General features: G+C 53.7%; 22 protein-coding genes. 12 read left to right on the forward strand and 10 right to left on the reverse strand.

Annotated features, from left to right (window positions below; translation table 11 throughout):
* The first annotated feature begins 356 nt into the window (after positions 1–356).
* From LKR43_RS15835 to LKR43_RS15850, 4 genes are all read left to right on the forward strand, one after another.
* Positions 357–851, forward strand: a complete 495-nt coding sequence (locus LKR43_RS15835) for a MarR family winged helix-turn-helix transcriptional regulator (protein WP_227685170.1) — start codon at positions 357–359, stop codon at positions 849–851.
* Positions 852–976: 125 nt separating this feature from the next.
* Positions 977–2,293, forward strand: a complete 1,317-nt coding sequence (locus LKR43_RS15840) for an NAD(P)-binding domain-containing protein (RefSeq protein ID WP_129968253.1) — start codon at positions 977–979, stop codon at positions 2,291–2,293.
* A 12-nt stretch (positions 2,294–2,305) separates the two neighbouring features.
* Positions 2,306–3,427 carry an ArsO family NAD(P)H-dependent flavin-containing monooxygenase gene (locus LKR43_RS15845; protein ID WP_129968252.1) on the forward strand — a complete coding sequence of 374 codons (1,122 nt, stop codon included), beginning with the start codon at positions 2,306–2,308 and terminating at the stop codon, positions 3,425–3,427.
* 13 nt (positions 3,428–3,440) lie between these two features.
* Complete coding sequence (locus LKR43_RS15850; protein ID WP_227685171.1) at positions 3,441–4,760, forward strand: MFS transporter; 1,320 nt, start codon at positions 3,441–3,443, stop codon at positions 4,758–4,760.
* On the opposite strand, the gene LKR43_RS15855 is transcribed toward LKR43_RS15850, so the two are convergent.
* The 4 genes from LKR43_RS15855 to LKR43_RS15870 form a co-directional block, all read right to left on the reverse strand.
* Positions 4,720–6,006: an arsenic transporter gene (locus tag LKR43_RS15855; RefSeq protein WP_129968251.1), complete on the reverse strand. Its 1,287-nt coding sequence runs from the start codon at positions 6,004–6,006 to the stop codon at positions 4,720–4,722. The genes LKR43_RS15850 and LKR43_RS15855 overlap by 41 nt on opposite strands.
* 95 nt (positions 6,007–6,101) lie before the next feature.
* A complete protein-coding gene (locus LKR43_RS15860; RefSeq protein ID WP_129968250.1) occupies positions 6,102–6,581 on the reverse strand; it encodes an arsenate reductase ArsC in 480 nt (159 codons plus the stop codon).
* A 96-nt stretch (positions 6,582–6,677) separates the two neighbouring features.
* Positions 6,678–7,199 (reverse strand): arsenate reductase ArsC, encoded by a 522-nt coding sequence (locus tag LKR43_RS15865; protein ID WP_129968249.1) that lies wholly within the window; start codon positions 7,197–7,199, stop codon positions 6,678–6,680.
* A gap of 59 nt (positions 7,200–7,258) precedes the next feature.
* Complete coding sequence (locus LKR43_RS15870) at positions 7,259–7,600, reverse strand: helix-turn-helix transcriptional regulator (RefSeq protein ID WP_129968248.1); 342 nt, start codon at positions 7,598–7,600, stop codon at positions 7,259–7,261.
* A gap of 40 nt (positions 7,601–7,640) precedes the next feature.
* On the opposite strand from LKR43_RS15870, the gene arsC reads away from it, so the two are divergent.
* Both arsC and arsH read left to right on the forward strand, forming a co-directional pair.
* Positions 7,641–8,066: an arsenate reductase (glutaredoxin) gene (arsC, locus tag LKR43_RS15875; protein WP_129968247.1), complete on the forward strand. Its 426-nt coding sequence runs from the start codon at positions 7,641–7,643 to the stop codon at positions 8,064–8,066.
* A 57-nt stretch (positions 8,067–8,123) separates the two neighbouring features.
* On the forward strand, positions 8,124–8,882 hold the full coding sequence (gene arsH / locus LKR43_RS15880) for an arsenical resistance protein ArsH (protein ID WP_129968246.1): 759 nt from the start codon (positions 8,124–8,126) through the stop codon (positions 8,880–8,882).
* 65 nt (positions 8,883–8,947) lie between these two features.
* Here arsH and LKR43_RS15885 read toward each other — a convergent pair whose 3' ends face one another.
* The 3 genes from LKR43_RS15885 to LKR43_RS15895 are packed head-to-tail and all read right to left on the reverse strand — an operon-like array spanning position 8,948 to position 12,833.
* Positions 8,948–10,336, reverse strand: coding sequence for a sigma-54 dependent transcriptional regulator (locus LKR43_RS15885; protein WP_227685172.1), 1,389 nt, complete (start codon positions 10,334–10,336; stop codon positions 8,948–8,950).
* Positions 10,333–11,829: a HAMP domain-containing sensor histidine kinase gene (locus LKR43_RS15890; protein ID WP_129968244.1), complete on the reverse strand. Its 1,497-nt coding sequence runs from the start codon at positions 11,827–11,829 to the stop codon at positions 10,333–10,335. The genes LKR43_RS15885 and LKR43_RS15890 overlap by 4 nt, the downstream gene beginning before the upstream one ends.
* The gene (locus tag LKR43_RS15895) at positions 11,826–12,833 is read right to left on the reverse strand and encodes a PhnD/SsuA/transferrin family substrate-binding protein (protein ID WP_227685173.1); all 1,008 of its coding nucleotides are present in this window, start codon (positions 12,831–12,833) and stop codon (positions 11,826–11,828) included. Before LKR43_RS15895 ends, LKR43_RS15890 begins: the two co-directional genes overlap by 4 nt.
* Before the next feature lie 65 nt (positions 12,834–12,898).
* Here LKR43_RS15895 and LKR43_RS15900 point away from each other — a divergent pair, with 65 nt between their 5' ends.
* From LKR43_RS15900 to moaA, 3 genes are all read left to right on the forward strand, one after another.
* The gene (locus LKR43_RS15900; RefSeq protein ID WP_129968242.1) at positions 12,899–13,429 is read left to right on the forward strand and encodes an arsenate reductase (azurin) small subunit; all 531 of its coding nucleotides are present in this window, start codon (positions 12,899–12,901) and stop codon (positions 13,427–13,429) included.
* Positions 13,430–13,445: 16 nt separating this feature from the next.
* Positions 13,446–15,938 (forward strand): arsenate reductase (azurin) large subunit, encoded by a 2,493-nt coding sequence (locus LKR43_RS15905; protein WP_113933157.1) that lies wholly within the window; start codon positions 13,446–13,448, stop codon positions 15,936–15,938.
* Positions 15,939–16,022: 84 nt separating this feature from the next.
* Positions 16,023–17,123, forward strand: coding sequence for a GTP 3',8-cyclase MoaA (moaA, locus tag LKR43_RS15910; RefSeq protein WP_129968240.1), 1,101 nt, complete (start codon positions 16,023–16,025; stop codon positions 17,121–17,123).
* A gap of 186 nt (positions 17,124–17,309) precedes the next feature.
* Here moaA and LKR43_RS15915 read toward each other — a convergent pair whose 3' ends face one another.
* Together LKR43_RS15915 and LKR43_RS15920 are read right to left on the reverse strand one after the other, a co-directional pair.
* On the reverse strand, positions 17,310–18,716 hold the full coding sequence (locus LKR43_RS15915) for a Cu(+)/Ag(+) sensor histidine kinase (protein ID WP_129968239.1): 1,407 nt from the start codon (positions 18,714–18,716) through the stop codon (positions 17,310–17,312).
* A gap of 3 nt (positions 18,717–18,719) precedes the next feature.
* On the reverse strand, positions 18,720–19,403 hold the full coding sequence (locus LKR43_RS15920) for a heavy metal response regulator transcription factor (RefSeq protein ID WP_129968238.1): 684 nt from the start codon (positions 19,401–19,403) through the stop codon (positions 18,720–18,722).
* A 280-nt stretch (positions 19,404–19,683) separates the two neighbouring features.
* Here LKR43_RS15920 and LKR43_RS15925 point away from each other — a divergent pair, with 280 nt between their 5' ends.
* The gene (locus LKR43_RS15925) at positions 19,684–20,028 is read left to right on the forward strand and encodes a four-helix bundle copper-binding protein (RefSeq protein WP_129968364.1); all 345 of its coding nucleotides are present in this window, start codon (positions 19,684–19,686) and stop codon (positions 20,026–20,028) included.
* 81 nt (positions 20,029–20,109) lie between these two features.
* Here LKR43_RS15925 and LKR43_RS15930 read toward each other — a convergent pair whose 3' ends face one another.
* Complete coding sequence (locus LKR43_RS15930; protein ID WP_113933153.1) at positions 20,110–20,310, reverse strand: heavy-metal-associated domain-containing protein; 201 nt, start codon at positions 20,308–20,310, stop codon at positions 20,110–20,112.
* A 304-nt stretch (positions 20,311–20,614) separates the two neighbouring features.
* Here LKR43_RS15930 and LKR43_RS15935 point away from each other — a divergent pair, with 304 nt between their 5' ends.
* Together LKR43_RS15935 and dsbD are read left to right on the forward strand one after the other, a co-directional pair.
* Positions 20,615–20,905, forward strand: coding sequence for a DUF2933 domain-containing protein (locus LKR43_RS15935; protein ID WP_129968237.1), 291 nt, complete (start codon positions 20,615–20,617; stop codon positions 20,903–20,905).
* Positions 20,906–21,018: 113 nt separating this feature from the next.
* Positions 21,019–22,986 (forward strand): protein-disulfide reductase DsbD, encoded by a 1,968-nt coding sequence (gene dsbD / locus LKR43_RS15940; protein WP_129968236.1) that lies wholly within the window; start codon positions 21,019–21,021, stop codon positions 22,984–22,986.
* The last annotated feature ends 119 nt before the right edge of the window (positions 22,987–23,105 follow it).

Below are 23,105 nucleotides of genomic sequence, written 5' to 3' on the forward strand. Positions count from 1 at the left end.
CAATGCTGTTTATGGGACTCGGCGTCATGGGATTTTTCAATTGGTGGATACGTCATGAGTAAGTTGTAAGTGTATTTATACTTATAGAACATTGCTTAACGATTAGCAATTATGGAGATAGCTAATGGTTAAGTAATTATAGTGCGCCATTCTGGTATTTTATGGGACGGTGTGAGACAAATATTGTCAAGAGAATGACTTCTCAATCATCAGATGCCGGATGCTGATCATCTTGTAATCATAGTGGTGTGCGTAGCAGTACGTCAGTGTGATATTTGCCTGCGCGGCCATCCGCTTATTGCCTAGAGCAGAAAATTCACATATAGTTGTTAGTACCAATTATATGTGAGAGCATCATGTCGACTCAGGATTTACTAACACGCGATGCAGAGAGCTTATATGAGGCACTCAATGATCTCGTGCGTGTTTATCAATTTCGAGATCGCGGCCATATTTGCTGCTACGACGTCTCGGTAACCCAATGCTATGCGTTGGAAATGCTGGTCAAGCAAGGTTCATTGCGGCTTCAATCACTGGCTGAAGGGATGTATCTGGATAAGAGCACAGCAAGCCGAGTCGTTAACGCCTTAGAGCGTAAGGGGTATGTCATTCGCATCGAGGATGAGGACGACCGCAGAGCGATCCGGATCCAGGCGACTGTAGCAGGGCAAGAGTTATATACAACGATCCGCTCAGACTTGATCGCAGAGGAGCGAGCGATGATTGAGAGCCTCTCTCCCGAAGTTCGTCAGGCCTCGCTTGTGCTTTTAAGGCGGCTTACGCGGGCAGCCGAAGCGCGATACGGCGAGCGAACTCATAGTTTGCTTGAAACAGTCACAGAACTAGCATGACGAACTGCCGTCTTTTTTGACGCACGCAATCAAGTCTTTTTTTGTCTTATATGTTGTTACTACCAACTTAAATGTGAAGCCAGCATATTGATAGAAGGGCTTTGCTATCAACGTAAGGAGTGTTCATGGATAAGATCAAACATCCTATCGCCATTATTGGTGCAGGTCCTGTTGGACTTGCTGCCGCAGCGCATTTGCTAAGCAGAGGCCTTACCCCACTGATCTTGGAAGCAGGTAAGCAGGCCGGAGCCAGTATCAATGAGTGGGGGCACGTCAAGATGTTCTCTCCCTGGCGCTTTAATATCGACAAGGAGGCAGAGCGCTTATTGATAACTAGTGGTTGGACGACACCGCAACCGGATGCCTACCCAACTGGCCAAGAATTACTGGGTCAGTATATTCAGCCGTTGTCTAAGCTACCGGAAATCGAACCATACTTACACTTGAACAGTCGTGTCCTGGCAGTAAGCAGGGTAGAGCGCGACGTCATGAAAACCCAAGGCCGTAACTCGGCTCCCTTTTTATTGCGCGTTGCCGGCTCCGATGGCGAGCGTGACGTGTTGGCCAGCGCGGTGATCGACGCCTCAGGGACCTACGCAACACCTAACTGGATGGGAGCACATGGTATTCCAGCATTAGGCGAGAAAGAAAATAGTGCACACATTGCCTACGGCATTCCCGACATTTTGGGTAGTGCACGTCATCGCTATAGCGATAGGCACGTCTTGGTGGTGGGCGCTGGGCACTCTGCGTTTAACGCCCTTCAGGATTTGGTTGCGCTTGCGCGTATTGCGCCAGGCACCCGCGTGTTGTGGGCCATCCGCAGTACTTCATTAGAACGTATCTTGGGCGGAGGCAAGAACGATCAACTGGAACAGCGCGGCAAGCTCGGCTTGAAAATACGCCAGCTTTTGGACGAGGGTGCTATTGAGCTTCATCAAGGCATCAGGATCCATAAGATTACGTCCTCACCAAAGGGGATCATCGTACACAGTATGGAGCAGGCTTTGCCTCCAGTGGATGAAATTGTCGTGGCCACGGGCTTTCGACCAAACCTTGAGCTAATGGCCGAGTTACGTCTGGCGCTCGATCCGGCGACAGGCAGCCCCGTTAAGCTAGCGCCTTTGATCGATCCTAATGAACATAGTTGCGGCACTGTGCGCCCTCATGGCGTTCAAGAGTTGGCACATCCTGATGAGGGAGTGTTCATTACCGGCATGAAAAGCTATGGCAGGGCACCGACGTTTCTGATGCTGACCGGCTACGAGCAGGTGCGTTCGATAGCGGCGGCTTTGGCAGGCGATTGGGATTCTGCACGAAGATCCGAACTGGTTCTGCCCGAAACAGGCGTGTGCAGTACCCAATTTCTCGATGTGATCGAACAGCCCACGGGCTGCCGATCAACCACTGCTTGCAGCTCTGCGAGTGCACAAGAGGCATAAGGTAAAACAGTTATGGCAGAACAAGGACAGCATTTGTGCTCGAAAAGCATATCAGCCGGTACAAGAGGGCAAACTTTCGATGTGGTGATTATTGGCGGGGGTCAGTCCGCTTTGACAGTCGCGTATTTTCTACGGCGCACTTCTTTAAGCTTTGTAATACTGGATAACGGGCAAGTACCGGGTGGCGCGTGGGTCCATGGCTGGGAATCCTTGCATCTGTTCTCTCCTGCACAGTGGAGTTCCTTGCCCGGTTGGGGTATGCCGGCTGTGTCTGGCTATCCAGAGCGCGATGACGTCGTGAAATATTTAGCGCAGTATGAAAAGCGGTACGATTTCTCGATTGAACGGCCAGTCTCGGTGGCGGATGTTCTTCGAGGAGAGGACGGCTTCGTTGTGCATACAGATCGTGGCGTGTGGCATGCCCGCGCAGTCATCAGCGCGACGGGAACCTGGAGCCACCCCTTTATCCCAGCCTATCCCAATCATCGCTCTTACACCGGACTGCAAATACATTCAGCACGCTATCGCAACGCGGCGCCATTTGCCGACAAGTCGGTGCTCGTAGTAGGAGGCGGAAATTCGGGCGCTCAGATTTTGGCTGAGGTATCGCGTGTGGCTAAGACCGCATGGGTAACACAAACGGAACCGATTTTCCTTCCGGATGATGTGGATGGCCGTGTCCTGTTCGAACGGGCAACCGCCAAATGGAAAGCGCAACAAGAAGGCCGCATATTAGAAGATCCGCCTGGTGGCTTAGGTGACGTGGTCATGGTGGAGCCAGTCAAAGCTGCGCGCGATCGTGGTGCACTTAATGCTGTACGTCCATTTCGTGAGTTCACGGACAAGGGCGTGATCTGGCAAGATGGGTCGCACACTGCATTCGATGCGGTCATTTGGTGCACCGGGTTCCGGCCGGCATTGGAACACCTGAAATCGCTGGGCATTGTTGGCATTGATGGAAAAGTAGCCCTGTCCGGAACTCAGTCTGTAGACGTGCCTGGTTTATGGTTGGTGGGTTATGGCGAATGGACTGGTTTCGCTTCGGCAACACTGGTCGGCGGAATGCGCTATGCCAAAGCTACGGCACTTGAAGTGGCCCAGGCGTTGGAAACCCAAGCGCTTGTACAGCCTTAGAACGAACGTGATCATGTCCAATACTGATGTAGAGATGCAGGGCTCGGCTATGCGGTCGGGCTCAACACAGAGTCCGTACGCACTGATCGCAGCGCTGGGGATCAGTCAAATCTGTGCGTGGGGGTCGTTGTACTACAGCTTTCCCTTGATTGCTGAGGCGATGATGGCCGAGCTGGGTTGGTCCAAGACGGACGTGTATGGTGCCGCAACGATAGGTCTAATATTGGCGGGGTTTCTCGCCTATCCCGTAGGTGTGGCCGTCGATAAGGGGCACGGCCGGGCGCTTATGGGTGGTGCATCACTCATGGCGGGAATACTGTTGGCCCTTTGGTCGCAGGTCGATAACTTGATCGGCTTTTACCTGCTTGTTGCTGGCCTCGGTGCCTTACAGGCAGCGGCGTTATATGAGCCAGCATTTGCAGTGATGGCTCGACGAGTTGGGCCGGGCAGGGCTCGAGCAGGTATTACCGCCATAACACTGTGGGGTGGGTTTGCCAGCACTGTATTTATACCCCTTGTACAGTTCTTGTTGAACCATTGGGGTTGGCGTGATGCGTTGCTGGTGCTTGCGGTTATCAATGGGCTGGTTTGCGCGGTGGCGTATTTCGGTTTTATCCGACCTGAAAAAGATGCCATCCATTTTAGCCATGCGGATATTGGACATGTCCTTACAACGGATAAGCAGGAAGTCAGGGCAGCGTTTCAAAAGCCGGTTTTCTGGTTACTCATGTTGGCGCTCACTGCTTACGCAGGTGCATTCACCGCTTTTACCTTTCATATGTACCCATTACTGCTTGAGGGTGGTTTGACTACCAGCAATGTGGTCTGGGCTATCGCCACCATAGGGCCTGCCCAGGTGGGAGGCCGAATCCTGATCAGCATCTTTGGCTCCGGCACATCCATGCGACGTATCGGAGTCTTTGTTGTTGCGGTATTCCCTTTGGTGTTTATTGTTTTGGCGATCCAGCCTTCAAGCATGTGGGTGATCGTCGCCGTATGTATTGCCTATGGCGCGAGTAATGGTATTTTCACTATCGTACGAGGATTGGTGGTGCCCGAAATGTTAAGCCGTCGAGCTTATGGTGCGATTAATGGGTTATTGACCTTTCCTAGCACGCTTGCCAGAGCTCTTGCGCCAGTCGCTGCCGCGTTGCTCTGGTCAACCACAATGTCGTATGACGTTGTCGTTTGGGCTATTGTCGCCTGCGCCGTAGTGCTTGCCTTTAGTTTTTGGTTGGCGGCTTGGACTAGCCGTCAAGCCAACGAGCTAGCCATGCAGCCAACAGAGGTAGCTATAACGCGCCCAAGCGCACGGCAAGCGCCGCCAGGGTAACAAGCAATACAGGCAAAGTCAGCACGATACCTACTTTGAAGTAATAGCCCCACGTAATGGTCATGCCCTTGCGTGCCAGGACGTGCAGCCACAGCAGTGTGGCCAGGCTGCCTATGGGGGTGATTTTGGGGCCCAAGTCGCTACCGATGACATTGGCATAGATCATGGCTTCTTTGACTACGCCCGTGGCCTGGCTGGCGTCGATAGATAGCGCCCCGACCAAAACGGTTGGCATGTTGTTCATGATGGACGAGAGCAGGGCAGTCAGCACCCCGGTACCCAAGGCAGCCGCCCACACCCCATGGCCCGCCAGGTAGTCGAGCAAGCTGGCGATCATCTCCGTCAACCCTGCATTGCGCAAGCCATAAACGACCAAGTACATGCCAAGGGAGAATATGACGATAGCCCAAGGCGCTTCGCGCACGACTTTGAGAGTGCTGATTTTATGCCCGCGTCCCGCGACGAGAAGCAGCGCCAGCGCTCCGAGAGCTGCAATGGCGCTGACCGGGATGCCAAAACCCTCAAGCGTAAAAAAGCTGACCAATAGCAGCCCCAGCACCACCCAGCCGGCGCGAAAGGTCGCCAGATCGCGAATCGCCGTTTTAGGCTCCTTGAGCTGGCTATCGTCGTAGCGCGCCGGAATACTGCGGCGAAAATACAGCAACAGAACCAGCAAGGTGGCAGCAACGGAAACAAAGTTGACCGGAACCATCACCGCGGCATATCGGGCAAAGCTGATATCGAAGAAGTCCGCCGAAACAATATTTACCAAATTGGATACGATGAGCGGCAGACTGGCCGTGTCGGCAATAAAGCCCGCCGCCATGACAAAAGCCAGCGTGGCCGCAGGGCTGAACCCCAGCGCCAACAGCATGGCCATGACGATGGGCGTCAGAATCAAGGCCGCACCGTCATTGGCAAAGAAGGCGGATACCACGGCCCCCAACAAGACAATCAATGCGAATAATCGCCGGCCATGACCGCCTCCCCACCTGGCCACATGCAGCGCCGTCCATTCAAAAAAACCTGCTTCGTCCAGGAGCAAGCTGATAATGATGATCGCCACAAAGGTGGCGGTCGCGTTCCAGACAATTTGCCAGACCACGGGTATGTCGCTGAAGCTGACAACACCGAAAATCAGCGCAAGTGCCGCGCCGATCAAAGCGCTCCAGCCTATGTTCAAGCCGCGCGGCTGCCAGATGACCAGGACGATGGTGACAATAAAAATCAATAGCGCTGCAAGCACGTGGAGTCTCTCTTTACGACAAACGGGAAGGCGCCCCAGGGCAGGGGCGTTGGAGAATGAAAGCGTTGGTTAAAAATACGCGGGCGAGTGTTGCACTAAGGAAGCAGTTCGCCAATGCGATCCAGTTCGATTTTCAGGTGAGCCGAATCATTTTTCAGGTCAGAGAGCGGCAATGCCAAGAATGCTTCAATGCGGGCGCGCAAAATACGGTACGCAGTATCGAATGCCTTGTCGATTTCCTCGTCGGTGCCCGTAGCATGGGCGGGGTCCTCAACGCCCCAATGGGTGCGAGTGACGGGCCCCAGGTACGCCGGGCAGATCTCACCCGCTGCACTGGCACAAACGGTGACGACGACATCAGGCGTATGCGGCAGGTTATCCCATGATTTGCTGAAGTAGCCATCAGTTGAAATACCTTCGCGTGCAAGCAGCGTTAACGAGCGGGGATGCACTTGGCCTGTAGGATGACTGCCGGCGCTCATGGCGCTCCAGTCAGTAGGGGCAAGGTGATTGAAAGTGGCTTCAGCCAGGATGGAGCGGCACGAATTGCCCGTGCACAGGAAGAGGACGTTCATATATGCGGTACACAAAAGAGGGGAAGGGGTTCGTGAGAAGAGGTTCGGCTCCGCGGTATGCGCTTGAGCTGAACCGGCGCGAGCACATATCGCTTATTAGGGAGTGGTGGCGCTCGTTTGCGTCGCTTCACTACCCAGTGCATCGAGCTCATGTTTGATGGCCACACGGTCTAGCGTGGTTAATGGCAAACTATTGAAAATCTTGATCCGATTGGCGATCTGGCGAAAGATCTTGTCGAAGTACGTCCGTTTTGCTTCTGCGGTTCCTTCAAAAGCTGACGGATCTTCAAAGCCCCAATGCGCGGTGATCGGTTGGCCAGGCCACAAAGGGCATTCTTCTCCGGCAGCACTATCGCAAAGGGTAATGACAAAATCCAATTGCGGCGCCGTGGACTTTGCGAACTCGTCCCAGCTTTTGCTGCGTAAGCCTTCAACGGGTAGTCGAGCGGATTGAAGGACTTCGATAGTAAGGGGGTTTACCTGAGGGCCGGGCCGGCTGCCCGCGCTGTACGCCCGAAAACGATCACGACCGAAATTATTAAGTAGTACTTCGGCCATAATGCTGCGTGCCGAATTGCCTGTGCAAAGAAACAGTGTGTTATAGACTTTATCCGACATGGTGCAGAGGTTCCTCTGTTGAGTGTCGCCGGCTCAATGGCCAGCGCATGTATGAATCGTTAAGAGTGGGTTTTCTGGGTAGCAGCACAGGCGTCGACCTTTACTGGCGAGCATGGGTTTCCGCCGCAGCAGTTATCGGTCAGATACGCCAGAAGCGAATTCATGGCTTCGTATTCCGTTGAATAAAATACAAAACGACCTTCTTGGCGCGACGACACCAGTCCTGCATTGACCATTTCTTTCAGATGAAAGGAGAGCGAGGAGGGCGCAATCCCCACCAATTCCGACAGTTGCCCTGCCGGCAGGCCGGCAGGACCGGCCTGCACCAAGTAGCGATAGGCCTCCAGGCGAGACTCATGGGCAATGGCGGCCAGCGCGCGGACTATACTTTTTGCTTTCATTGTTCAATAATACTCGAAATGTTAAATTTATGGAACCGTTATGAGCAATATCACGATCTACCACAATCCCGACTGCGGCACCTCACGTAACACGCTGGGCTTGATTCGCAATGCAGGTATAGAGCCCACTGTCATCGAATACCTGAGAACACCGCCATCCCGTGAGGCGCTTGCCGATTTAATTCAACGTGCCGGGTTAACGGTGCGACAGGCGTTACGTGAAAAAGGCACTCCGTTTATGGAGCTGGGCCTGGATAATACGGCCCTTACTGATGCGCAATTGCTCGACGCGGTGCAAGAGCATCCCATCTTAATGAACCGACCTTTCGTTGTTACGCCATTGGGGGTACGCCTGTGCCGGCCTTCGGAGATGGTTCTTGATATTCTTCCTCAGGCCCAGCAGGGGCCCTTCATCAAAGAGGATGGGGAAGTTGTCATTGATGAGCGCGGCCAACGCGTACGTTAACGACGCTTCACCTTCCTGCACCACCTAGTACTTTTTTCTATTAGTTTGAGAATGTTGATGACCAGTTATTCTTCACCCGCCGATTTGACTTTGCCCATAGCCGACGAGACCCTGTTGGATACGCCCACTCATGACAAGCTTTCCTTGTCGGGCGGGGCAACCCATCCACCACGTATTCTTCTACTCTACGGTTCGCTGCGTGAGCGCTCATACAGCCGCCTCCTCACCGAAGAAGCGGCGCGCATACTGACCCGCTTGGGTGCCGAAACCCGCATCTTCGATCCACATGGGCTGCCGATGCCCGACAGCGTCGCCGCAGATCATCCTAAAGTGGCCGAGTTGCGTGCGCTGTCAAACTGGTCCGAAGGGCAGGTGTGGTGTAGCCCAGAGCGTCACGGCACCTTAACCGGGGTGTTTAAGAGCCAAATCGATTGGCTGCCCCTGGAATTGGGAAGCGTGCGCCCGACCCAAGGCCGCACTTTGGCTGTCATGCAGGTCAGCGGCGGATCCCAGTCTTTCAACGCGGTCAACGCATTACGGGTGCTGGGTCGTTGGATGCGCATGGTGACGATTCCGAATCAGTCATCAGTGGCGAAGGCTTACCAGGAGTTCAATGAGGACGGACGGATGAACCCTTCGCCGTACTACGACCGTGTCGTGGACGTCATGGAAGAGCTGATGAAGTTTACCTTGCTGGTTAGGGACCGCAGCGATTATTTGACTGATCGGTATAGCGAACGCAAGGGCGTGGCTGCCGAGGTCGCCCACTTAGCGCAGCGCGCTATGGAGCAAGAGGCGCAGACCACGGAAAGCTGAATCAAGGGAATGTCAATTAGCTGCGGTGTGCCTTGGGTATATCAGAGTATGGCAATCAGAAGCGCTTAGCCGCTCACCCGCTCATCTTGTGCGCTTTGTTTTGGTAAGCGTGCGGCCTCAATATTGTGCCGCTTCATTTTCTCCCATAAGTTTTTCCGCGAAATCTTAAGCGCGTTGGCTGTTTCGGTGATATGGCCCTGAAAACGTATCAACATTTCTTCGATATAAAGCCGTTCGCAGGCATCTTGGTAAATATTGAGCGCTGCATCTTCACCGGGAAAGGCCGTGTTCAGAGGCACGGTTCGTTGCCAATCGGAAGCGAAAATGTCGTTAGGAAGTAGAACGGCGTTCGGACTGACCAGACAGGCGTGCTCGATTCTGTTGTGCAATTCGCGGATGTTGCCCGGCCATGAATATTCTTGTAGTCGTAATTGGGTGAGCGGATGCAAAGATTTTGGGGGCTCATTCAGACGCTGGGCCATAGCGCTGATAAAGCGCTGCGCTAGCCAATAAACGTCTTCTGGACGTTCCCTAAGGGGTTTGACATGCAACGTGACAACATTTATTCGGTAGTACAAGTCTTCTCGAAATAGACGTTCCTTGACCATGCTTTCCAGATCACGGTTCGTGGCACAGACCAGATCGAATTGCGTTGCAACATCTTGCTCGCCGCCAAGACGCCGAATGCGCTTTTCTTGTATGGATCTTAGCAATGTGGCTTGTAACGGAAGGGAGAGTTCACCCACTTCATCCAGGAACAGCGTTCCACCGTTGGCCTGCTCAAGATAACCGCGCTTTTGCTTATCGGCACCCGTGAAAGCGCCACGCTCAAAGCCAAAAAACTCCGCTTCAGCTAGCGTGGGCGCAACCGCTCCACAGTTCACCGCTACAAACGGACGTTCGATGCTGGTTGAGTCGGCTTTGCGATGAATGAGCCGCGCAAGAACCTCCTTGCCAACCCCTGACTCTCCTGTAATAAGAACCGACGACGCTCGCCCGGCAATTCTAGGGACAAGCTGGGCTAATTCTTGGGCGGCAGTGGAAACCCCCAAAATATTTTCGTCTGACAGATGTGTATTAACTTCATGATTGACGGTTAGTTCTCGAATAGTTTGCACTAAGCGGGGTAGGTCGAAGGGCTTCGTTATGTAATCTCGCACACCCAGCTTGAGCATGTCTACGGCGCGCTCAACAGTGGCATATGCCGTCATGAGGATGAAGGGCGGAAGACTATGGCCGTCCTGAAGCATCTGCATATATAGCGCGTCACCATCCAAATCGGCCAGCCGCACATCGCTGAGGACCACTGCGTAGTCATTGGCAAGGATGGCGGCTCGTGCCGCATAGGCGCCAAAATGCCAGTCCACCTTGAAGCCTTCCAACTGGAAACGTTCAACGAGCGACTCGCCCATGATCGGATCATCCTCGATCAGGCAAATATGAGGACCAATCATGCTTGACCTCCCAAAGATGGTGAGTTTAAAGGAAGGGTAACCGTAAAGCGGGTGAACCCCGGCTCACTGCTTACTTCAATCGTACCGCGTAACTGCGTAATGATCTGATATGTCACCCACAAACCGAGGCCATGTGAATTACGGTTCAGTGTTGGCTCTACGGGATATGGCTCGAAGAGGTGGGGTAGAGCAGCTTCGGGAATATGCTGTCCTGAATTGGATATCTCGATAGTGAGCGATTCGGTAGTGCGCTGAACCAAACAACTCACACTGCCTTCTGGCTCGACAGCATTTTTCGCGTTAAGAAGCAGGTTAAGCGTCAGTTGCCGTACTGAGTGGGCGGGCAACTCAACAGCAAGATTGGGTTGAACATCCCATAGCAATCTGGCGTGCCGTGCATTGAGCTCCGGCTCAATGAGCGTGCGTAGATCCTCCCAGTCGGCCGGCAACATTCGCGAGGCATCGAGTCGTGCTTCCACAAGTAATGCCCCCACCGTATGACGGATCTGGCTCAATCCGCGACGCACCAGTTCAACAGTCTTGGTGGTCAGCCTATCAGGCGTTCCGTGCGTCTGAAGCGTGTCAAGCGCATTGATCATCCCGCCAAGTGGGTTATTGATTTCATGCGCAACGCCAGTGGCGACCCGGCCTACCGCCGCCAGCCGTTCAGCAGCCACCATCTCGCGCTCAAGCGCTTCTTTGGCTTCAAGCTCGTTCAACATGCCTGAAAACTGCTGGCCCAGCACGCCTATCTCATCGGTGCCTGTCGTGTCCAAGGAGTGCCGAATACTGCTCAGCGGCTCGCGGCCTACGCGTTTCATTGCTTTTGCCAGTGAAAGCAGAGGTCGGGCGACTTGATTGCCCCATGCCCATCCGATGAGCAGCAACAGAATAATCCCGGGAATACTGATCCAAAATACTCGAGTGAGCAGGCTGGAAACACGCTGTCGCCAAGCGCTTACATCGTATGAAACCAACACGTATCCGGCGATGCCTGCGTCGTCGGACCGAACGGCGGTTCCCGCAACCCCCGGGACTTGAGAAAAGTAACCCGAATATCGAAAATAAAACGACTGCGACGGATTGCGAAGTGCGGCGACTGCGTGCGTCAGCTCATCAGGTAGCGCAGCGAGCGATGTCGAGATCGGGTAGTGTTTAGGGTCGGATGCTGCGTATACGTTGAAATCTTGATCCAGAACGATGATCGCTTGCACGCCCGAGACGGGGCCTGTTGCATCGACCGGAATTCGAATGGCTTCATACGCACGCCAAAGATCATCGCGTCTAAGTGGTTCGCGCACTGATAAGGCCAGCATGCGAATAAGGGCTTGTGCCCCTTGGCGCATATCCTGGCGCATTGCCGAATATGACGTCTGTATGAAGGTCGCTGTCACCACGAGCTCTGTGGCCAGAATGGCTGCGGCCAATGCTAAGGGAGCCTTGTATCGATAGCTCATGTGGCGAAATGGACGACGCCAACTGAAGGAGCTCATTCCGCACTCATCGAGTCGGCCTCCGCGGCCAACGTACTCGCTCCAGCGGTCTGGTTTAGCTTTCTGATGCCATCATACAAAGAATCCGTGCCGTTCACGAATCGATCAAGAGCGAGTCGGCCAAGTATCATTCTCCCATCGTTGCGTTCATGCATTTGCAAAAGCGCGGCATTCAATGCGTCGAAGGTTGATGCAGGCATTTCTTTACGTGCCACCAGAGGTGGGAAGCCATATTCGGGAGATTGCCATACCTTGCGCGCGCCAGAGGCCCAGGCTGGAAACTGGGCAATAATCGTATCCCACACATAGCTGTCTACGGCACCACCATCTGCCAGCCCGGCAGCGACCGCTTGCACCACTTTGCGATGAGCAAAAGTAAAGAATGACTTGCGAAAGAAAGTTGACGGATCTTCATGGCGAGCCAATAGCTCCGTGCGGGGAATGAGAAACCCTGAATTAGATAAGGGATCGCTATAGGCGAAAACTTTATCCTCTAGTCGCGTAATGGCTTTCGTTTTTTGATCGCTATCCGGAACGATTAAGTAAGAACAATACAAGGGTGCTCCCTTGTATTGGGGTACAGCCACCAAGCGCAACTGATTTGAATTAAGCACGTAGGGATAACCGCAAATCCAGGCGGCATCAATGTGACCACGTAGCAAAAGCTCAACAATCTCTCGATAGCTTCGTCGCTGTACGAATTGCACTGCTTGGCCCAGCGTTGCTTGCAGATCAGCGCGCCAAATGTCCAATAGCTGGAGCTGATTGTCGAGAAAAACGGCCGTGGTGCCAATTCGTAGGGTGGCCTGATCAGCTTCCCGGCTCCATGCAGGAGCCACGCGTGCACCCACTGCGGCAACGCCAGCAGTAAGCAGACGACGACGGACGTTACCGTTCGGTAACGACAGGTTCTGATCGCCACTCAGAACGTTACCGTTTGGTCTCCGAAATCCCACCATTCTTGTCTTCTCCGAGCGTACCTGACGTGAGTTGATAGTTGGCACGCGTATTGCGTAATCAATATACAGGTTACCGACCACCGTTCATTGTTTCAATAGGAATTGCCCCCATGTCCGACTCTACGACTATCAATCGACGCGGTTTTCTTAAGCTCAGTGGAGGCAGCGGTGTCGCAGCGGCCGCTACCTTGGTGCCATTCACGAGTGCCAATGCTCAGACATCGCCGGCCGACCCCTCCAAAACTACGTTGGATTATCCGAGCAAAGCCGTCACGGCTGCCCAAAAGCTGACGGTTGAGGCTCCGCTCTCATTCAGTTATCCCGACGAACGCTCACCATGTACCGCGATCAAACTGGGATCCCCTGTCCCAGGAGGAGTCGGCCCTGATCGCGATATTGTCGCGTATAGCACCCTGTGCACCCATATGGGCTGCCCGACAATCTATGACAACAACACTAAAACGTTCAAGTGCCCATGTCATTTCAGCGAGTTCGACGCAGAGAAGGCAGGCCAGATGATTTGCGGACAGGCAACAGAGAATCTCCCGCGCGTTCTATTGCGGTATGACGAAGCCACTGACACCGTTTCAGCCGTTGGGGTCGATGGGCTGATCTATGGACGTCAAGCCAACATAATTTAATTCGGAGATAAATGTCATGCCAGCCAAAAAAGATCGCATCACCTTGCCGCCAGTAAACGCCCAGCGTACAAATATGACCTGTCATTTCTGTATCGTCGGCTGCGGCTATCACGTGTATAAGTGGCCCGAACAGAAAGAGGGCGGTCGAGCGCCCCAAGACAACGCCTTGGGCCTAGATTTTCGTCAGCAGCTGCCGCCATATGCCACCACGCTGACCCCAGCCATGACCAACGTCATTACCGAGCACGATGGCAGTCGCCACAACATCATGATCCTGCCGGATAAGGAGTGTGTCGTGAATGGCGGGCTAAGCTCGACCCGCGGTGGCCGGATGGCAACGTATATGTACACCCCTGAAGGCGATGGCAAGGATCGGCTCAAGCAGCCGCGTCTATATGCTGCCGATCAGTGGGTGGATACCTCTTGGGATCAAGCCATGGCGCTCTACGCCGGGTTGCTCAAAAAAACGCTGGATAAGGATGGACCGGAAGGCATTGTGTTTTCCTGTTTTGATCACGGTGGGGCTGGCGGCGGGTTTGAGAATACATGGGGTACTGGCAAGCTGATGTTCTCGGCATTGCAAACCCCCATGGTTCGCATCCACAATCGCCCCGCGTATAACTCTGAGTGTCACGCCACCCGTGACATGGGCATCGGCGAGCTAAATAATGCTTACGAAGACGCGGAGTTCGCGGACGTGCTTTGGTCCATAGGCAATAATCCTTACGAGTCGCAAACCAATTACTTCCTTCAACATTGGGTGCCAAACCTCTATGGTCAAACCAGTGGCAAGAAGAAAGAACGGTTTCCCGATGAGGAGTTGCCCCCGACACGGATCATATTTGTAGACCCCCGCGAAACGCCGTCCATCGCCATTGCGCGCCAGGTTGCAGGCAAGGAGCGTGTGCTGCATTTGGCGATTGAACCGGGCACGGACACGGCTCTGTTTAATGGCCTTTTTACCTATGTGGTGGAGCAGGGCTGGATAGACAAACCATTCATTGAACAGCATACATCTGGATTCGATTCGGCCGTACAGACCAACCGCCTATCACTTGAGGAGTGCAGCAAGATTACTGGCGTGCCCCTCGAGGATCTCAAAATGGCGGCGGAATGGTCGTATAAGCCTAAGAAGACAGGCCAGATGCCGCGCAGTATGCACGCCTATGAAAAAGGCATCATTTGGGGCAATGACAATTACGTCATTCAGTCGGCACTGCTCAGCCTGGTTATAGCGACCCATAACGTTGGCCGTCGCGGTACAGGATGCGTACGCATGGGTGGTCACCAAGAAGGCTACACTCGGCCGCCCTACCCAGGCGACACAAAGATTTATATCGACCAAGAGCTGATCCAGGGCAAAGGTCGCATGATGACCTGGTGGGGCTGCAATAACTTTCAGACCAGCAATAATGCGCAAGCGTTGCGAGAAGCGGTACTAAAGCGATCAGCCATTGTCAAAGAGGCGATGCAAAAGGCGCGAGGGGCCAGCACCGAAGAGATGGTTGATATCATTTATCAGGCAACAGAGAAGGGCGGGTTATTTGTCGCAAGCATCAATCTTTACCCGACCAAGCTTGCCGAAGCCGCCCATCTATTGCTGCCGGCAGCACATCCTGGAGAGATCAACCTGACGTCGATGAATGGAGAGCGGCGTATTCGTTTATCCGAGAAGTTTATGGATGCTCCAGGTTCTGCGATGGCCGATTGCCTCATTGCGGCAAAGATCGCCAATACAGTACGCGCACTTTACGAGAAAGAAGGCAACTCGGCGATGACCGAGCGCTTCAATGGTTTTGACTGGAAGACGGAAGAAGATGCCTTCAATGATGGATTCCGTCAAGCGGGTCAGCCAGGAGCGCCGAAGATCGATAGCCAAGGCGGCGACTCTGGCCATCTGGTTACCTATGAACGTCTGCGGGCCACCGGCAATAACGGCGTACAGCTTCCCGTCAAGTCTTATACCGATGGAAAGTTTGTAGGCACAGAGATGCTCTATACCGACTCAAAGTTCGACACAGAGGACGGGAAAGCGCATTTTCTGCCCGCACCATGGAATGGTTTGCCTGAAACCGTTGCGGCTCAAAAGAAAAAATATAAGTTCTGGCTCAACAATGGGCGAAACAATGAGATATGGCAAACCGCTTATCACGATCAATACAATAGCTTCGCCCAAGAGCGCTATCCCATGGCCTACATCGAGATTAATCCCGATGATTGCCAGGAGCTCGGTGTAGCGGCCAGCGACATCGTGGAAGTCTATAACGACTTCGGTTCCACGTATGCCATGGTGTATCCAGTCGCACAGATCAAGCGCGGCCAGACGTTCATGCTGTTCGGTTACGTAAACGGCATTCAAGGCGACGTAACCACGGATTGGACTGATCGAAACATAATCCCTTATTACAAGGGCACATGGGGCAACATTCGTAAGGCCGGCACCGTCGAAGAGTTCAAACGAACGGTCAGCTTTAAAGACCGTCGATTTGCGATGCCCAAGCCGGCATAAAAAGGAGTACTTCGATTAGTCGTATGCCGCCCTGCTTTATGAAAACTTAAAGCGGGGTTTTTTGAAAAAACGATAAAGCCAAGCATGAACGAACACTTATTGCATGACCATCGCCCAATACGTATACCGGCAGTAGTCAAAGGCGATGTGGCCCCAAGCGAGCCTATCTTACTGGACCAACATGCGAGGCCATTACGAGACCTGCGTATCTCCGTCACCGATCGATGTAATTTTCGATGTACCTACTGTATGCCACGGTCGGTGTTCGGGAAAGATTTTCAGTTTCTTCCGCGCAGTGAGCTATTGACTCACGAAGAGATCGAGCGGGCTGCCAAAGTATTCGTGAGTTTAGGAGTAGAAAAAATCCGTATCACAGGTGGCGAACCACTACTGCGCAAAGACGTGGACATGTTGGCCTCAAGGCTTGTGGCGCTCACAACAACCGAGGGGCGCCCTGTTGATATTTCATTGACCACAAATGGGGCGTTGCTAGCGCGTAAGGCACAAAGCCTTGCGAAAGCAGGTGTCAAGCGCTTGAATGTAAGTCTGGATGCGATAGATAACGCGGTATTCCAGAGAATGACGGACGCTGACTGGACCGTCGATGACGTGCTGCAGGGTATTGAGGTTGCAAGATCTGCAGGTATTGCTCCCATAAAAATCAATATGGTGGTCAAGCGCGGCGTCAACGATGACCAAGTTCTCCCCATGGCCAAGTATTTTCGTGGCACCGGCCACATCTTGCGCTTCATCGAATTTATGGACGTGGGAAATACCAATCAATGGAACAGAAGTGCGGTATATCCGTCGTCAGAGCTCATAGCTCTGTTGCATCGGTACTTTCCGTTGGAGCCCGTGTCACCTTCTGCTAAGGGAGAGGTGGCTAAGCGTTGGCGATACGTAGATGGCCAGGGGGAAATCGGAGTGATTTCTAGTGTGACCCAGCCATTCTGCGGGGATTGCACTCGAGCCCGGTTAGCATCGAACGGCAGGCTTTATCTCTGCCTATTCGGCCAGCAGAGTGTGGACTTGCGCGCCTTGTTACGTGAGTCAGACGATGATGATGCCTTACGGGAAAAAGTCGCATCCGTATGGATCCAAAGGACAGATAGGTATTCAGAAGCGCGGGGATTTAGTCCTGTTACATATTCGCCACGAGTCGAAATGAGCCATATTGGTGGATAGGTATACCCGTTTTCGGTGTCCTGGACACCGTTGCGTTCGAGCATGCGAACGACACTTTGCATGCTCGAACTAGGGGTGCGTTTCCTGAGTTTCCGGCCAGTGGTGAAAAGCGGCTATCCCTTCGAAGGCTGCCGCGCTGATGTAGCTGATGTTGAGCATACGTCGTAGCCGAACTCTGACGTATGCTCAACATTTCGTTGCTGGTGACAATATCTCGAATGTTGTCGCCTCAGCAGTCGAGCGTGCACTAATCTTTCCCCCATGTGCTTCCACAATCGATTTAACAATCGCTAAGCCAAGGCCTGCGCCTTCACCAGTACGCTGTCGCGATGCGTCAGGTCTATAAAAACGCTCAAAAATGTGTGTGATGTGTTCGGGAGGTATGACGGGACCGGGGTTCTGAACACAAAGCCTGATATTCGTAGATTCGACTTCGAAGATTGCTGTAACGGTGCCTCCTGCAGGCGTGTATCGAATCGCGTTCGATAACAGGTTGCTCAATGCCCGGCGTATCATCAGCCGATCTCCGATGATGCAACCCCGTGGCCCCACAAGCTTTAAGCCCACCTCGCGCTCTTCGGCCCAGGCGCCAAAGTAGTCGAAAAGGATCCGCATCTCGGCCTGAAGGTCGATTTCAACGAGCTCAGGCTTAAGTAAATTGTTGTCGGCCTTAGCGAGAAACAGCATATCGCTGACCATTTTGGCCATGCGTTCGTACTCTTCTAAGTTCGAGTACAGAATCTCCCGGTACTGTTCGACGCTGCGGGACTGAGAAAGTGCGACTTCAGTTTGGGTTTTCAGATTCGTGATGGGGGTTCGAAGCTCATGCGCAATGTCGCCTGAAAAATCGGAGAGACGGCGGAAGACATCCTCAAGCCGCTCAAGCATTCCGTTGAAAGACATTGCGAGCTCGACCAGTTCAGTAGGCACGGCTTGTGGTTCGAGTCGTATATGCAGCTGATCAGACCTGATTTTTCGGATTTCGCGGCTGATGCGCCGTATCGGTGCATGGCCTTGATGCACCGCGAGCCACGTCGCCAAAATCGCAATGAGACAGGCCGCAACCGTGATGATTCGAAGGTAGTCCCGAAAGCTGTCCAGGTAATGCAGATGGAAATTGATGCCCGTGGCGACTGCGATGGTTAAGGTGCGTGGTGCAGGGAAACTGTCGCTCCCGCTGCGTAGTACAGCTCCTCGAAATGTCTCGCCGTGGTCTTGCCATATGCCAACCGTGTCGATAGTGATTTTCTCTACAGGCTGAGCGATTCTAGCAAACCTGTCCAAATTTGATCCCGGCGTAGCATAGATCAGGGCACCGGAGTCCGAGGAGATACGATATTGAGCGTTATGGTGGCCGGACACGGCATTGGCAAACCGCTGATTCAATTCAGCAGATGCTATATCAGGCGGCAGCGTGGCTAGCGTGTGCTTTAAGGCCTGAACGACGGCATTCAGTTCATCAACATCTTGCTGGATAAAGTGGTTGTTGATTGACCGCTCTACGATCCAGCCGAATGTGAGTAGTACGACTGTTATGACCGCCCCAATAGAAACGGTAAGCCGTACAGCTAGAGATGCCGGACGTCTTTTCATCAACTATTCCGGAAGCGTCACGTCGAGCATGTAACCCATGCCGCGCACCGTGTGGATAAGCTTAGGATCAAAGTCGTCATCGATTTTGGCGCGTAGGCGTCGGATCGCCACATCGATGACATTGGTGTCGCTGTCAAAGTTCATGTCCCAAACCTGGGAAGCGATCAACGAGCGAGGCAGCACTTCGCCTTGCCGGCGCACCAAGAGCTCCAACAAGGCAAACTCTTTGTTCGTAAGATTAATACGCACGTTTTGGCGCTGAGCTCGGCGGCGCGGAATATCGAGAACGAGATCGGCGATCTGTAACTGATCCTGGAAAGCAGGAGTGGCGCCCCGCCTTAATAACGTACGAACGCGCGCTAGGAGCTCTGAAAAAGCGAACGGTTTTACTAAGTAATCGTCCGCGCCCAGCTCTAGCCCTTTGACCCGATCTTCCACGCTATCCCGGGCAGTCAGAAAAAGTACCGGCGTTGACGATTTCGCATCACGTAGCGCCTGGACGATACGCCAACCGTCCACATCGGGCAGCATGACGTCCAAGATAATCAAATCGTAAGAACCAGTCAGGGCCAAATGATGCCCGTCTAAGCCAGTGCGTACGAGGTCCACAACGAAGCCGGACTCAACTAGCCCTTGGCGTACATAATCACCGGTTTTGGTCTCGTCTTCGACCAGCAGCAACTTCATGGGTTCGATCCTGTAGGTCCATCGGTTATCGCGAAAGGAAGAGCGTTCTGCCGTCCATTGTCAGACTTTAGTGCGATGGCGCTGACGGCAACATGACGCCGACATTACAAAATTGTAATGCTACGGTAGAAGCCGTCATGGGCACGGCTGAGTTTGAACGAAAATGCTAGCATTTATAAGCAAATTGCTGCCGGTAAGGCATCCAAGTTGCTGCATGAGGGAAGTGGCCCGCATGACGGTGCCACATGATGATCAAACCTCAACCTTGTTGGAGATCGATATGCCTCATGAAAAGTTTCAATCCTGCATAGACGCTTGTTATGCCTGCGCGACTGAGTGCGACCACTGCGCAGCCTCATGCCTGGGGGAACAAGATGTCAAAGCCATGGCGCGGTGCATAAAGCTCGATATGGATTGCGCACAAATTTGCCGCCTGGCCGCCAGCTATATGGCCAGGGGCAGTGAATTCGCCCAAGCACTTTGCCGTCTGTGCGCGGATGTCTGCCAAGCTTGCGGTGATGAATGCGCAAAACACCAAATGGATCACTGCCAGCGCTGCGCTGAGGCTTGCCGCAGATGTGCTGAAGAGTGCAGGCGGATGGCGCAGATGGCCTTAGGGGCCTAGCAAGCAGGATCGCTGCCCTCACCAGCGGTGCGGGCCAACGAAAAAAATTGAGGCCGGGGCGCATCATTGCACCTTGGCCTTTTAAGCTTTACGCGACGGGCTGTACCCTGCCTCGCGAATGGCTTGTTCTACTACGTCCGCGTCGGGAACCCCCTCCACGCGTACGGCGCGCTCGGCCAGGTCAACCGAAATGACAGCCTCGGGTGCAACGTCTTTGACAGCGGCCGTAACGGCGCCCACGCAGTGCCCACAGGTCATGTCGTTCACTTCAAACTGAATCATTTTTTCCCTCTATTGGTAATTCATCCAACCGAATAAACTACAGGATAAACATTCCCATAGTGGCAATGTCAACGGTTATGGTGTTTTTTGCCGCCTCTTGCAAATAGAACGGACTTTGCCTCGGACAGGGTGAAGTGATGTGGTGATTTATACATATCGCAACAAATCCATTGCCTCCGTCGCGTTCTTTTTATAGATGACAAAGATGTAATGCCCGCGCAACCTTTCTGACAGCGACGGACCGTTACAGTAGGCTCGTTCCTAGACTGAATTCCAGTGGGTGCAAGCAAAAGGAGAGCCGACAATGAAATGCGATGTGAAGACGATGTTGAAAGGCGGTCTTGGGCTGGCCGCGCTGATTGCAGTGGCGTATGCGGCCCTGCCTGTCGCGCGGGAGTGGATCGCTGCGGTGAGCCCATTCTTATTCTTTCTGATTTGTCCGTTGATGATGCTTTTCATGATGAAAGGCATGCAGTCGTGCCACAGCGACAACGCTTCAAAGAACGGTGGACCCACTCAAGTACAAATACCGGAAGGGACTAATGCTGGCGGGCACTCACGTCCGCCAGCTCCAGCGAACCGCTTTGATGCTTGAGCAGACCATGAGAACCAGACTCACGCGAATAGTCATCCTAGTACTAGCGGCAATTGGGTTGGTCGCTATTTTGGCTTTCGTTTTCATGGGCATCATGATGTTCTGGATGATGAGTGGTTGAAGTGAATTTCATTCGTTTGTTGTCTGCCCTGCTCGTACTGGCACTGGCGTGGCTACCTGGAATTAGTCCGGCGAAAGTCTCGGCAGTAGCTGCTAGCCCCACGAGTATTACCGCCTCAAGCTCCGCTTCCCCGACTCAGGGGATCTTCGATTCTATTCGCGGTTGGTTTGGTGACGAGGGTGCTGACCAAGAGCTGCTGCCGCCAGACGAAGCGTTCAAAGTATCGGTAAGGGCCAGCAAGGCCGATACGCTAGTCGCTACGCTCACTGCAGCAGACGGCTATTATCTTTACCGGGACAGGATCGCGTTTGATCTTCGGGAGTCGTCCGCCGCAGCGATCAAGAACGTCGTGCTACCTGAAGGTAAGGTCAAGGATGATCCCACCTTCGGTCAGGTGCAGGTGTACTACGGGTCCGTCCAGATCCCGATTACGTTGAATCGCCCAGCCGGCTCCATTTCCGAGGCGCTGACTCTGCAAGCGTCCTATCAAGGCTGTAACGACCCCACCGGCGTCTGCTATCCACCGATAGAGAAGACGCTGTCCGTACCACTTGTGGCGGCAGCTGGCGCGAGTTCCGGTTCTGGCGATGAGAGCCCCACGCCAGCGCAAGCGCGTAGTAGCGGCGTCCAGAGGGCAGCCGACGCTCCGGTGTCGGAGACGAACCTCGTTCGAGAATTATTCGCCCAAGACAATGCGTGGGCGCTCGTTGCCGCCTTCTTTGGTTTTGGCTTGGTTCTGGCGTTTACGCCCTGCATGCTTCCCATGATTCCAATTCTATCGGGAATGATCATTGGGCAAGGGCGCTCGATAAGCCGTCGTCACGCGTTTGGCCTTTCTTTGGCCTATGTGATGGCCATGGCCATTACCTATGCGCTCGCCGGTGTGGCCGCAGGATTAGCGGGCACAATGCTCTCGGCCTACCTGCAAAACCCCTGGGTGCTGGGCAGTTTTGCCGCCGTCTTCGTGCTGCTTGCGCTTTCCATGTTCGGCTTTTATCAGCTGCAGATACCCGCTTCCATTCAGACCCGCCTAGCGGGCGCCGCAAACCGGTCTGCTGGCGGAAGGGTCTTGAGCGTATCGGTTATGGGTGTGTTGTCCGCCGTCATTGTCGGGCCATGCGTTGCGGCACCGCTGGCTGGGGCGCTGCTTTACATTGGGCAGACAGGAGATTTTGTGCTGGGCGGCTTGGCGCTTTTCTCGCTTGCCATAGGGATGGGAGTCCCGCTTCTGATTTTTGGCACCACAGCGGGCGCACTGTTGCCAAAAGCTGGTCCGTGGATGAAGTCCGTGCAGAACTTTTTTGGCGTCACGATGTTGGCTGTGGCCATCTACCTGATTTCCCCGGTCATACCTGCTGTCGTCCATATGAGCTTATGGGCGGTCTTGCTCATTATTTCCGCGATGTACCTGAGGGCATTGGATCCCCTGCCTGACGGCTCGCCTGGCTTTGTGCGTTTGGGCAAAGGGATTGGGGTCATTGCACTCGTTTCGGGCCTTGCGTTGCTCATCGGTGTGCTGTCAGGCGGCCGCGATGTCTTGCAGCCCTTGGACGGTTTAAGAGGTCCAGGCGCTGCAGCCTCGCAGAATATCGGCTCGCCGGAGATGCAGTTTAAGAAAGTTACGAGCCTTGCTGACCTCGAGTCCGAAGTCCAAGCGGCCGAAGGCCGCTACGTCATGCTCGATTTCTGGGCAGATTGGTGCATCTCATGCAAGGAAATGGAGCGTTTCACGTTTACAGACGCTCAGGTAAGAGAGCGTCTCAAAGACGTTGTGCTGCTTAAGGCCGATGTGACGGCAAACAACGCAGATCATCAGGCACTACTTAAACGTTTTGAGTTGTTCGGCCCCCCCGGCATCGTCTTTTTCGACCGACAGGGTATGGAGATCGATTACCAAGTCATCGGGTTTCAGGCGCCGAAGAAATTCTTGCGTTCGTTGGGTTCCGCAATACCTCTCTAACCGCATCGCGTGCGATCCAGGCTACAGATTACAGAAAAGTAATGGAGCCGTCATTCGTGTGACAGCCGTACTTGATTAAAGTTAGGAATAGCAATTTGTCGGTTCGCCCAGAATGCGGC

This window comes from Pusillimonas sp. MFBS29 (assembly GCF_020687695.1).
Classification (GTDB): Bacteria; Pseudomonadota; Gammaproteobacteria; order Burkholderiales; family Burkholderiaceae_B; genus Pusillimonas_C.